Raw genomic sequence first — 13803 nt, forward strand, 5'->3', positions numbered from 1 at the left:
TGGCTGAAAGCCCGTTCGCCGTGACAAACGGGACTTTCCAGCACTTCCGATATTCATGTTCTAATCCCGTTGTCTCGGGAGTTTCAACGCCGGTTCCTTCTCCGTCTTCGGGTTAGCCTTCTCGATCACCATGCCGTCCACGATCATCCCCGCAGGATAAATCATCGAGGCTGGATAAGCGTTCGGCAAGTAATTCATCACCTCCTCCTTCGAGGATATGGCAACCAACTTCAACAATTTTGTCAACTCCGGCATGTGGAAACCCGTGGTACGGACACGGGTCTCTTTCCCGTCCTTCAAGTCCACCCGGTACACGACAAGTGCCGACCCGGCAATACCTCTCACGATGTAGGCACAGGATTGCCCGGCCCCTTTCGCCGTCTTGATCAGCAACTTCTTCATCTTCTCGTGAGCAATGCCCTTCTCCGCCTGCACGTGGATCGTTCCCGTACCCGTCACTAACGTCGGGCTTTGTGGTGACATCATGAAACGAGAACTACCCGTGGTCTCCGGGGCTTTCAATGCCGGAACACGCCCGTTCAGCATTTTCTTAAACACGCCCTTTTCCACCAACACCATTTCCGCTTCCGGCGTGACACCGTCCCCGTCCATCTCGTAATAACCGTATAGCGGGGTTCCGTTATATTCCTTCTTGTTCGTGTAGTTCTTCACCGTCAGGCGCTCGTCCATGATCTTCTGGCCGAACTGATCCGCCAATCCCCGCCCCATAGGCATGAGAGAACGGGCCGCAATCAACCCGCCACGATAAAGCAAGTTATTGGCTAGGATGGTTGCCACGGCACCTCCCTCGAACATGATCGGGCCATTGTAATATTCCGCCACGGGAGGAGCCGCTTTCAACTGCATCAATCCCTCGGCAAACGCTTTCACCCGCTCTTTCAACTCCTCCACTGAAGGAATCTCTGCCGGATTCAACAGGGAAAGAGAGAACGAATCACCCAAGTTCGAACCGTCGTCACCTCGGACTTCGGCTGAAACCATGACACTCACATAACCACCCGGCTCTTTCAATTGTACCCCTTCCGTCGTCAGTCGGTACATATCCATCTCCATCCCGTTGATCGCCACGCTGGAATTATAAATCTCCTTGTACTCGTTGAACACGGCAGACACCTCGGTCACAAGCCGTTCCAAAACACCCTGATCAATCTTGTAGGCCTCCGGACGCTCTTGTACACGGGTAACCGCCGGGAGCGGTTGCATATCTGCCAACGCCGCCTCTTCCGAGGGAAGTGGGTTCTGTTGCAGGTAATTCATTTTCTGCGCCATCATACCCAAGGCGTACTTGTACATCATATCGGACGATTCCCACAACCCGCGGCGAATCACGTCATAGTCCACCTCTGAGGGTAATTGTATGGGAGCGATCTGTTCCTGATACTGCACGTCACTGTTTCTCTGGTAATCACCAAGCAACACCTGCGTACCGCCACTCATTTGCCACGGGGACACGTTCGAAAGCATTAACCCTCCCAACGAGGCCGCTATTTGAAAATGACGATAGCGGGCTATCGTGTACGAGATATAATAAGGTTTCGGCCCGTTAGGAAGAACTAAAGCCGCCTTGTTACGTTCCTGTTCGGAGCGCATCGCGGCAAAAATAACATCATCCGGATTATTCTCTTTCACCACTTCCGGTTTCGGGGAAGGCAGGATCGGGGCAATATCACGAGCCTGCGCCCGACGTTGCGTTTCGATCTTGCTCACGAATATCGTGGGAGAAGATGCCGTTACGGGTACCCATCCCGACTCCGCACCGCAAACACCCGTGAAAACGCTGGGCTTGTCTCCGGCAGCCGCGATATTGGAGAACATGGACAACGGGGTACCGATCAAATCCACACCCCGCACCAACTGGTCCGGCCGACCGTCCACGAACACCCGGTACACTTCCAAGGGAGTCACGTTGAAGGAGTTCAGACTTCCGCCCTCACCCGTGTACGTGAAACCGCTTGTCACGGTCCGGAAATAGTAACCGTACTCCTTTCCCTGCTTTTGAGCCTCTGCCACCAACATGGCTCGAAGTTCATCCTCCGTGTAAGGGTGAGTGGTCTCTATGATCAGGTTGGATTGCCGGGAAACAGGGTCTCCCCCGCCGGAAGTACGACCGTGGCCGTTACTTGACGGGAAACCATCCAGCGGAACCCGACTCATCAAGAACTCTTTCAACACACCATTCACCACGTTATCTACCCGGCGAGCTTTCACTCCCTCGTCATCATACACGTAATGACCATACAAATCGGTATCGGCATAGCTTTTCAACAAAGGCGCACAATACACTTGAAATTCAACAGGCAACACTTGCTCTCCCACCATCTTCTTGAAGGTTTGACCGCCCGATTTCAAGCGATGGCCTTCCAGACGGTGACCAAAGATCTCGTGAAAAAACACCCCACTGGCAGGGCCGGACAGGACGGCGGGACCCGTGTAAGGATCGGCCACCGGGGCATCACGCAACGCCAGCAAGCGTTTGATCATGTCCCGTGCATCCGCGATCATCCGATCATTATCCGGTAAGTCATCGGGCGTGTAAGCAAAATAGTCTCTGTTCAAGGGCAGTTCCATCCCGTCAACCGCTTTCAGGGAGGCCATCAACATCACCCGGGTAGCAATCCGGTTCTGCACCACCACGCTCCCCTCGCTATTCACAAAATAGGTGCGCAATACTTGAAAACTAAAACTGGCTGATCCCTCGCTTAACTCGGGGCAAGCCTTGAATACAGCGGAAACCTCGTTCAAACGCTGTTCCCAAGCCCGTTTAATATCCATTTTCTGCCTCCCGGCAGCCAAGGGAGCCTCGTAGTAATGTTCCACGGGAGCATCAGAGAAACACGGGGCTTTATCCTCGTCCGCCACGCTCACCGTGGCCCGGGTTTTCGCCTGATCGTACATATTACGGGCGAACTCGTAACGTTTCAACGTTTCCCGCCAAATCACTTCCCGAATTGCCTCCGTGGCATCATCATCCAAGGGCAAAACAACCCCTCGCGCTCCTTGTGCGTTAGGTCCGGCAAACCCTCCTTGCATATTATACTTGAAATTATCCAAATCCGGACTGCCCAACCGGACTTGTGGCACCAACGTCCTCATACGATTCTCGTTAGAGGTAGTCACGGCCCCGAATGAACTCACGACCGTTATCGTGCGGTCGTCCATCGCCCGCAAGTTCATGTAATAGGGAACACTTTCCTGTTTTTTCAGTTGCTCCATGCTATACGCCAGCTCCCGTTTCATCAGTTGCAGGAGACGATCCTCCTGCTCTTGAGCGAAAGCCCCGGAAAAACACAATAAGAGTATCCCGCTAAAAAAGAGTTTGGTAAAATGATTGATTTTTAGCATATCGATCTATTTGTAGGGGCCATCCAAAAAGTTCTATCTGTCACGAAACGAACTCCTCCGGCCTTCGGCCACCTCCTCTATAAACAGAGGAGGAGCTGGTAACTCTTACCAAAGACGGTAAGTAACCCAACTCTCCCTCTGTTTATAGAGGGAGTACCCCGAAGGGGGGAGGGAGTTAAAAAACAACTTTCCAGACTCCCCCTTTTTAATTACTCATCAAAGTTGCTCAAGCGAGCATATCGAGATACCTTTCTTTATTTCAATTTAAAAAGAACAATATCACCCAAAGAGATCGCACTATTCCCTCCCGGATCCGTTCCGTCCTTCAAAGTAAACTTGATATAACGTACCCGCCGGGAACCTTCCGGGAATTTCAATAAGGTAGATTCACCTGAACCCCGTCCCAGTTCATTCGTTTCAAAATAAGTCACGTTCTGCCAGTTACCTCCGTCCGTGGATACCTGTATGGTAATTTGGGAAGGAACCAAATATTGCGTACGTCTGTCTCCCATCGGGTTAAACAGGGGTTGAGTCACTTTTATCCCGCTAATCTCCGCTTCCTCCAACAATTCCATCGACATTTCATAGGTACGGGGTAACGTATTGGACGTCGTTGTCCACGTGGTCTGGTAATTATCATCCAACAAAGCATCCAATTTAGCATAAAGGTCCGTAGGCGAACAATTCACCTTAAAACCGTTATCATAAGTTTTCAATGCTTCCGGTTGAATAATCTCCATTTCGGGAAGGGGTGAAAATCCCTTATAATTCATATAGTCAGTATCATCCACGAGATAAGGACGATTATTCCACTTATTACCGTACCAATCTATTTCCAACCCCAACACATCTTGTTCGCTTGCCTTATCCAAAACGGTAAGATTTCTATCTATGTCACTCCGTAACACGGGGACATCATTTTCCGTTGTATTCTGGTACTTCGAGTCCAGATAACGATTCTTAGCAAATATCAGTTTTTTCAACTTCGGGCAGTACAGTACATCTTCGAAAGTTTCCAAGTCGTAATCAAATTCCAATTCTGTCACATTTTCTACAAACGTTTCGAATTCCGCCTCTTGCTCTTTCGAATTGGTAGAGTAACCATAACGCCGCTCAATGGCATTCACGAAACCGGAACTAAAAATCTTCGTACGACTCAATGCTAACGGGTCAAACTCTATCAAATCCGGACACCCTTCAATTCTTCCTTTCCGAAGTATATAGATCGTGTCCGTCGGATTCATACTCACATCATCAATCGTAATAAAAGAACTGTAACTCGTCTCCTTTTCAAACGTGTAATACTGAGTTTCACCCTGTGTATTTTTGTATTGCAGTTTAATCTCATCGATATTCTCATTCCACTGGTCGGAAAAGAAAATCAATTTGTTGTTCAGGAAATACGGTTTCACGACCCCTCTGGTAAATGCCAACATAATCTCATGTTCCCTCGTGTAAGGACGCCCATAGGTGGTTTCCACCAAAGACTCGTTCCCCGCAGCATCCACGGCACTCACGTCGAAACGATACGTGCCGTTCACCAAGTTTACCAACTCATAGGACTCCGCCGTACCGGGGAGTAAAACAGAATCTTTTAAATCTTCACACGACCAGATCATTTTAATCTTATCAACGGTCGCATCCGTGCCGTTTGTCCATTCCAGAAGCAAACGTTCCCAACCGGGAGTGGCATGAAATTCAGTACATTTTGCCACGTAACGGATTTTTCCGTCTCCGGCATAATCGCTATACGTGTCTTCAAGGCTTTCTCCACACCCCACCAACAACGCTGCTGCCGCAAATAGGTTTATGATATACTTTCTCTTTCTCATAACTTAATTCTTTTTCACATAAACTTCTAGTTCCTGTAACGTAAAATATTCCTGCAGATTACGATTTATATCGTCCGTTTTCGATGTGTCGAACGTGTCGAGCACCAACACCTTCAGGTAACGATACGTGTTGTTCTCGGGAGGAAACAGAATATCCACGTAAATCGGATCTTTCGTTTCCAGCTCATTCACATCTTTCGGGGCTGAGTAGAAGTCTGTCGTAAGATATGACCATCTTTCAGTCACGTACTTACGCTCGGGCTTCTGATTCAACTCTCCCAAGTATACCCATCCTTCGTTGTCCGGATCATCGGAAGTGCTGTTTCCATATACAGCCACCCTGCACGGCACTTTGTCTTCATAAGAACCGACCCACACATTTCCCCATGTTGCAGGATAAACGGCATGATTGGCACGTATCGGATAGAGACAATACAAACGAATCCAAGCGGGAGTCTTCTGTTCCCTCATATCAAGAATAATCGGTTTTCCGTAAGAATAAGGACCGGCAAGATAAGCTCCATAAACTTCCGTCCCTGTACGTGCATCCTTGTCTTCATAAGCAGAGGCGATCAAGCGTTCCAATCCTTTCAACTCCCCATCAAACAGATATTCCACTCCAGTCTTAGCCTTATCACTGTCCCTCGACATACCGAAGTCATTAAAGTCACTTGCAGACATCGGCCACTGCTCTGCCCGGAAGGCATCGATGTCCGGGTAAATTTCCTGTCTTACACGGTAGCCTTGAAAATCCTCCGTACGGACAATAATCGTATTACTCGATCTTTCCTGTTGTTGTATAAAATTAAGAGTATCCCCCTGCTGAGACAATGGCAAGCTCTGCATTAGGATCGTATCCTCTTTCTGTGTCAACGGATTAATTCCTAAATAAAAGATATGTACCATCCCGGTAACCACCGAAGGACTTTTGTAAATCACTTGAAAACCGTTCCACGATGATCTGACGATCAGATCGTCAAAGAAAGACCAAGGCGCACTGTCCAACGTCGTAAACTGGTAGTCCAATGCCTCCGATTCTTCGTTGTGATGATTGACAAAAGAAATCCGGGCATTTATCCCTTCCAGACCTCGGGTAAACCCATCCAGCAGGAGCGAGTCTCCGCTATAACCACTGGTTTTTAATACATCCTGTCCCTGCCAGTTTTTATAACGGACATTCACGGCAAAGATATCGCTGTTATTCGGCAATTTATAATACATCATCGCCCCTCCGGCTACCGGAGTGAATTTGACCTCCAACCCGTCCGTGGATAATTCGAAAATCGAATCATCGTCCTCACAGGCAAACAAGCCGAATACAAATAATAATAAGAAAATCGTATTTTTCATCGTTCTGTCTTTTTAAAGATTAAAATTTACAATCCATAATCGTAAATCCATCATTTACTTACCACCCCATCCCGGATTCTGAACCATACCGGAAATCAGTATTTCTTCTGCATCGAAAGGAGCTAGATAATCCCGCGGGGCAACAAACTTATTACTGCTCCACACGACAACCGGCCCGGTTTCATAGTTATAGAATGCCTGGTCCGTCGTCCCGATAACATTCCAACCGTATTGTTTTTCATTCATCGTCTGGTGGGCAATCAACCAGCGGCGAAGATTCCAATAGCGATGTCCCTCGAAAGCAAATTCTACATTATACTCCTGACGGATAATATCCCGCATGCCGACTTTCGTGGTCACCTTAGTCGGATTATTGGAATAACTTCCCCAAGCTTCCCTTACGGGCAGAATCCCGGCACGTTCGCGCACCTTGTCAAGCGGGTCGTACACCCGGCTGTCCGGAGCATCAAGATACTCGTTCCACGCCTCCGCTTGCATAAGATATACTTCGGCAAGGCGAATAATGGCTGCCGTTTCGTTATTTTGCAGGTTATTGGCATATCCTAGAGTATTAAACCATGAGAATAAATGCTTCTTCAACCAGTATCCGTTAATATTCTGCCATGAATTGCTGACAATGAAATCATATTGCGTACCCCACGGCTCTTCTCCTTTATGGGCTTTCACAAGCAGGTTGTAGTCTTTATTCGCCGTGTTGGTTCCACGCTGCCAGTACATTCGGTCTCCCGCAATGGAGGCATAGAAACGAGGTTCGCGACGAAGATGAAGATTCACCACCGCGGTATTCATCGGGATCACCCCTTCATACGCCGGGCTACTTTCGGAACCTAATTTGTAACGATTAGCATAGTTCCATGTAATATCAGCATCTATGGGCAATCCGTTTTCCGTGTAGTACATCTCCACCATCTTCATGGAGGGTGAAAGACAACCTAACGCCTGAGAATCGTAATTATCCTCATCGCCAATCAAACGCGGCAGAAAATATTTATAATGCGAAGTCGTATATTTCCATTCTAACAGGTACTCATCGTTGTTAAAGCGAGAAAATGTCATATTCTCGATATCCAACATCGTATTCAACAGTTTGGTACTTTTCCCAGATGCACCCGAGATTAAGGTCAAACCGCCCTCGACACACATTTCCGCCGCTTTGTCGGCAGCCTCGGCGGCCAATAACCATTTGTTTTTGTCATAAGTGGCGTTAAACAATAACTCTCCGTCTTTATTTTTAAAGTCGGAATAAAATGCATTCCCGTTGAAAAGAGGAGAAGCAGCATAAAGCAACGTTTTAGCTTTTAGTGCATACAGCGCTTCGAGGCAGAACGTATGCTCGTAATTGGATATTCTCTGACCGCGTTTAGGCACATATTCCATCGCTTCGTCCAGTAAATTAATGATTTCCTTAAAACAGGTATCCACATGCTGGCGAGGTAACTGATAATCTTTCACCGGTAAATTCACCGGCATATTCTGGGGAATCAGACAAATGGGTCCATAATGGCGTACCAGTTCAAAATAAATATAGGCTTTTATTGCTTTCACATCAGCCTTCCACCAATTCCGGTCGTCGTCACTCATATTGTAGGTATGGTCTATGTTCTCAAGAAATATGTTACAATTCCGGATGATAACATACATTTTGTACCATATTGAACCGTAAGGATTTTGAGACATCTGAAGACCGTCAGCCACCTTTAACCCATCAAGATGATAGAGAGTCGAAGAATACAATTCCTGACAGGTAACAAACTCATCCGCTCCCAAATAAGCAATATTATCCTCAAAACCGGAAAACAACAAATTCAATTGGCCATAAAGCCCTTTCCACCAACTCTCGACTTTCGTACGTTGTTCAAAAATCGATTCTATCGTTTCAATGTCTTTCTCCGGCACCATATCGAGGTAGTTACACCCGGGGAGCAGAAGAATACCACAAAGTATTGATAATAAATATTTTTTCATTGTTATATATAGGTTTAAATTAGAAACTCACGTTCAAGCCTATCGACCAGGTACGCTGGATCGGGTAGTTAAAACCGTTATCCCCCAATTCCACGTCCCATACCTTGAAGTTCGTGATCAGGAAGGGATTATTGACACGAGCGTAAAATTTTACAGTCTGCATCTTCAGCCTTTGCAAAAACTCCCGCGGAAGATTGTAAGCCAATTCGATGGAAGTACAACGCAAGAAACTACATTCGCGCATAAAATAAGTCGATCTGCGTTCTTCCGCTCCACTCCATGCTTCCTGCGGGTTGTGTACGGAGATAGATTGCGTGGAAAGACGAGGCCAGAAAGGACGTTCCGTCATATTATCGGAACTCCAATGATCGTCATAAATGGCTTTCAGCATCGCCCGGTTATTCACAAAAGGACTGATACTCGTGGGGTTCATAAAGAAAGCCCGTTTCCCGGATCCTTGGAAAGCGAAACTGAACTCGATATTCTTGAAATTAAAGAAACCGCTGAATCCATAAATCACACGGGGAGTCGTCGGGAACCCGATGTACGTGGCATCATTCACGTCAATCACACCATCACCGTTTATATCGCGATAACGGATGTCTCCCGGCATAATATCTCCTCCTTGGGTAGGGGAGTTGTCGATTTCCGCCTGATCGCGGAAAAGGCCTTCGGCAATATAACCGATTTGCTGTGATAATTCATGCCCTTCTCTCCGCTGCCATACCGGTTTGCTCGTGGCTTCCTCAATCTTCCTATAAGTTGCCTTGCTATACGTGAAAGTTCCGTTCAGAATCATCCACAAATCCGGGGTAAAGGCGTGTTGTATCTTACCCGAAAGGTCGATACCGCGAGAACGGGCCTTACCCACGTTTCCAATTTGCGGTTTCTCCAAACCGGTAGTCGATGGCATCGTGTAACGGTAATCCAAAATATTATGTCGGACTTCCTGATAGATATCGGCATTGATCTCCACGATACCACCGAAAAATCTGGTTTCAATACCAATATTACTCTGTTCGGCAATTTCCCACGTGAGTTTCTCGTTAGGATAAGAAGCCACAAAAGGCCTTGTCAAGGATTGTCCACTTGGAGACGGGTCTACCGTACTATCATAATCCAATAATGGCAGATGGGTGAAACGCGGATTCTTAATAACACCGTCATTCCCGACCTTACCCCATGAGAAACGGAATTTCAAGAAAGAAAGCCAATGTGCTGTATGATCGGCAAGAAATCTCTCCTTGGAAGCAATCCAAGCACCACCTAATGCGGGGAAAAAACCGAATTGGTGATCTTTAGCAAAACGTTCAGACCCGTTATACCCGAAACTGGCCTCCGCAAAATATTTGTCCCTAAACCCGTAGGTCCCACGCATGGACAAGCCCAAGTTCCTATTCGGAATACCATCCAACACGGTGGCTGTTGCAGACGTGGTTGTCTCCTGAGCGTTAAGCACAAGCGTCAAACTGGTCTGATGTTCTCCCCATGCCGCTACGTGCAATCCCCTCACCTCGTAACTCATTTGTGTGGATTGCGAAGCTTTGGATTCATCGTTATCCTTTTCCAATGTTCTTGAAGCCTTGTTGCTGTTCAGGGCATCCAATTGATGTACTCCGGTTTCAAAATCATAATCTTTCAAGGCATACATGTAAGGCGTTGTTTTATAAGCATTCACGTAATACCCTGTCTGGTTCATGGAAACGGAAGCCCGTAACTCCAGCCCTTTAAGAAGGGTTGAAAGGTTGTGTATATACTCCGCACGGGCAACAGCCGAGTAACGACGACGGTCCTTGTACCCTTGATGTAATGTCATATAAGGGTTAACCGTTTCCGTGTTCACCCCGCCGAAACGGATATGCGGCCAATTCGAAGCCTCGTCCGCCGGATAAGTCGGTGCAAAATCTACCGGAGAGGCATTAAAAGCCAAGTAATAAGCCCTGGACACATCGGCATAAGGCCCCCGGTATTTATCCAAATTCGCCGAAGTATTAATATTCAAACGAATCCCAGCACTCAAATCGATATTCAAATTTGTACGGAAAGAGAAAGTACTATTTTCAATATTACATTTAAACTGGTTCAGACGATCGGTTTTCAACATACCCTCGTCACGCACGTAATTCACGGATGTGTAATATTGTACCAAACGGGAACCTCCCCGGATATTTAACCCGGCACGGTGGTTGATGGAATAATCATGGAACATAATATCATACCAGTCATTCGCCGGATATACCCAAGAGGGATATTTATCTGACCCTGTACGCTCGATACGCTCCACGCTATACTGCGGAGTGGCATCCGGATTACGAGCCAACAACGCCTGGTTGTACATCTTCATGTAATTGATAGGATCCACCACCTCGATTTCTTTTGTCGGCATACTTAACACCGCCTCGTAACGAACGGATGTATACACGCTACCTTCCTGTCCTTTTTTCGTGGTGATCAGGATAACCCCGTTCGCACCGCGGGCTCCATACATGGCAGTTGCCGATGCATCTTTCATTACACTGAAGGTTTCAATGTCCTCCGGTGTCATGCGGGAAAGGTCCAACTTGGATGACTCCACCCCGTCAATCAGGATTAAAGGGTCAATGTTGGCATTGGTCTGGAAAGAGGTAATACCCCGGATGTAGAATTTGGTATTCATTTCCTCTTCCGTCAACGCACCGGGAATACCCCCCGTCTGCCATCCCACAATACCGGCAATTTTTCCGGCAAATTGAGAGGTCAGGTCACTACTTGAAGATTTCAAGGTTTTTGCATCTACGGTAGTAATCGCTGATACCACGCTTTCCTTTTTCTGTTCACCGAAAGCAACGACGGTTACCTCCTCGATATTCTCCGCCGTGGGATTCAAACGGACGTTTAATTTCGTTTTTCCTTTAAGCGGCACCACTTCCGTTTTGTAACCGATGAACGAGAAACGCAAGGCATCTTCCGGCCGCGAGTTAATCATGTAACGTCCCTCGGTATCCGTGGCCACACCCTGAGTAGTTCCCTGAATCAATACCGTAGCCCCGGGAATGGGATTTCCTTTTTCATCTACAACTCGCCCGGTCACGGCAATCAATTGTACCGGTTTGACCTTTCTCTCTACGATCACGACCCGATTCTTTTCGAGTACATAATCATAAGGACTGTCTTTCAACAATATCTTCAAGGCCTCGTCCACGGTAACATCTTTTACCTCCAACGTGAAACGTCGGTTTTTATCCACCACCCCGTTGCTTTGGAAGCCGTAATCAATACCCGATTGCCGGTTGATTTCGACCAGAATGGTTTCCAGCGTGGCATTTTTCATCGAAATGGTTACTTTCTTCTGGATGACCTGAAACACACAAGATGTCGCCCCGTACGTGTCCCTAGGTATAGCTCCTAGTGTCGTAAATACCAAGAATATATACAACACAATTTTTTTAGCGATAGAGATACCGCCCATGTGATTTTTTTGCATAAATTTGTCGTACTAATTTAATTAAATAGTAAATTCACTTTACTGTTTGATGGTCGCTATGGATAAAGGCTCAATTTTATACGATAGCGATTTTACCCTAAATTATCCTGCCTAGCGGGATAATTTTTTTACTTGTTGTTTTTTACTTCACGATGTAATGCCCCCTTTCTTTTATAAATTTACAATCCGTCATTTCTTCAAGGAATTGAATCACCTCGTCAATCGGAGTTTCTTTACTCAAATTCATGGTTACTTCAATCCGGGCTAATTCCGTCCGGGTCTCGAACTCGACCCCGTACCAAGTTGAAATATCTTCCAGCACGAGATCCAAAGGCTTGTCCCGATAGCGGAACACGTTATCCAGCCACGCCGTGGCATATTGCACGTCCACACGTTCCACTTTAATATCACCGGACCCCACGTTATAAGCGACCTGCTCTCCGGGAACAACTTGAATCTCGTCACGACCGGGAGATTTAAAACCAATCTTCCCCTCGATCAACACGGTCTCGACCGTCTTTTGCTGGCGTCCCTTCACGTTAAACCGGGTCCCGTAAACCCGGATTTTAGAACCATCAATATTGACCTCGAACGGTTGCCCCGACTTCGTCACGTTAAAATAAGCCTCCCCCGACAATTCCACCTCCCGCAAATCCCCGACAAACTCTTCCGGGTATTTCAAGCGACTCCCGGCATTCAACGTTACCTCTGTCCCATCAGCAAGCGTCACGTTATACGTGAACCCGGCAGGAATGATCAGAGTGTTGTACGCAATTTCGCGAGCCGTCCTTGCCGTATCATACATGATATGGTTATTCGCGATTTGAATATTCGATTTCTGAACGATGGAGTCCATCTTTTTCTCTTTCAGGTTCAAACTGTTCCCGTCCGCCAGAATCAATGTCGGCACGGCAAACTCGTGATCCATCTTGATCACGCTGACTACTTTTGTCGCCTCAGGCATTTCTTCCTTTTCATGTACCCACAACGAGGCGAACACGAACCCACAACACAACACCGCCGCCACGGAACTCCCGCTCCAAATGATCCGACGGCGCATTCTCACACGACGCAGCCGCCGATCGAATCGCACCCCTGCGGCCTCAACCTCTTCATCCGAAGGGATTTTCACGTTATCCAGCATTTCTTCTATATCTTTTTCAGTCTTCATGTCTATATCTTTTTACACATATATAAACTGAAACAGGAAAAACTACCGTAGAAAAGTGATTTTTTTCAAAAAAGATTTACATTTGCACAAATAAACCTATATTGGATGTATGTCAAAACAGAACGATATTATCCTTTTGGAATCTTTTAATCGGCGAAACCCGAAAGCGTTTAGTATCGTTTATCGAATGATATATAGAGAATTATACCTATACGCGACCCACATTTTCAACCCGTTGAATCTTCCGGCAGAAGACGTTATCCAAGATATTTTCACCGATATATGGCTCCGGGAATCCGTTCAATTCCCGTCACTCCCTTACATCAAAACATTCTGTTTTATCGCGTTGAAGAATGCCTACAAGAATAAAATCAAGCATCTGGGATACCAGCAACGTTTCGAACTGGAGAGTAAAGTCGAAAACGAATTTTCGGAAGACATCGAGCAAGTGGAACTATTCCATTCCTTGTATGAATCACTAAAATTCCTGCCCGATGATCACGCCACGGTTATCCGCATGTACCTCGAAGGCTGGAAACCCGAAGAGATCGCCACGAAACTGGGCCTCGCCCTCCAAACCGTCTACAACAAACGCCGGGAGGCGATTCTTATTTTACGGAAACATATGGTGAAGTAAT

The 13803-nt window shown here is 46.9% G+C and carries 7 protein-coding genes; 1 reads left to right on the top strand and 6 read right to left on the bottom strand.

All coding sequences use genetic code 11. The features are described from left to right. Positions 1–60 precede the first annotated feature (60 nt). The 6 genes from F1644_RS11500 to F1644_RS11525 form a co-directional block, all read right to left on the bottom strand. Positions 61–3363: a metallopeptidase TldD-related protein gene (locus F1644_RS11500; protein WP_118304561.1), complete on the bottom strand. Its 3303-nt coding sequence runs from the start codon at positions 3361–3363 to the stop codon at positions 61–63. A gap of 254 nt (positions 3364–3617) precedes the next feature. Further along, complete coding sequence (locus tag F1644_RS11505) at positions 3618–5195, bottom strand: DUF4998 domain-containing protein (RefSeq protein WP_118304562.1); 1578 nt, start codon at positions 5193–5195, stop codon at positions 3618–3620. Between the two features lie 3 nt (positions 5196–5198). Next, positions 5199–6545, bottom strand: a complete 1347-nt coding sequence (locus F1644_RS11510; protein WP_118304563.1) for a DUF4959 domain-containing protein — start codon at positions 6543–6545, stop codon at positions 5199–5201. A gap of 54 nt (positions 6546–6599) precedes the next feature. After that, the gene (locus F1644_RS11515) at positions 6600–8531 is read right to left on the bottom strand and encodes a RagB/SusD family nutrient uptake outer membrane protein (RefSeq protein ID WP_118304564.1); all 1932 of its coding nucleotides are present in this window, start codon (positions 8529–8531) and stop codon (positions 6600–6602) included. Positions 8532–8550: 19 nt separating this feature from the next. Further along, a complete protein-coding gene (locus tag F1644_RS11520; protein ID WP_229782350.1) occupies positions 8551–11994 on the bottom strand; it encodes a SusC/RagA family TonB-linked outer membrane protein in 3444 nt (1147 codons plus the stop codon). A gap of 142 nt (positions 11995–12136) precedes the next feature. Beyond that, the gene (locus tag F1644_RS11525) at positions 12137–13165 is read right to left on the bottom strand and encodes a FecR family protein (RefSeq protein ID WP_118304565.1); all 1029 of its coding nucleotides are present in this window, start codon (positions 13163–13165) and stop codon (positions 12137–12139) included. A 109-nt stretch (positions 13166–13274) separates the two neighbouring features. Here F1644_RS11525 and F1644_RS11530 point away from each other — a divergent pair, with 109 nt between their 5' ends. Then, on the top strand, positions 13275–13802 hold the full coding sequence (locus F1644_RS11530) for an RNA polymerase sigma factor (RefSeq protein ID WP_118304566.1): 528 nt from the start codon (positions 13275–13277) through the stop codon (positions 13800–13802). Position 13803 lies beyond the last annotated feature (1 nt).

The sequence above is a fragment of the Butyricimonas paravirosa genome (genome assembly GCF_032878955.1).
Classification (GTDB): domain Bacteria; phylum Bacteroidota; class Bacteroidia; order Bacteroidales; family Marinifilaceae; genus Butyricimonas; species Butyricimonas paravirosa.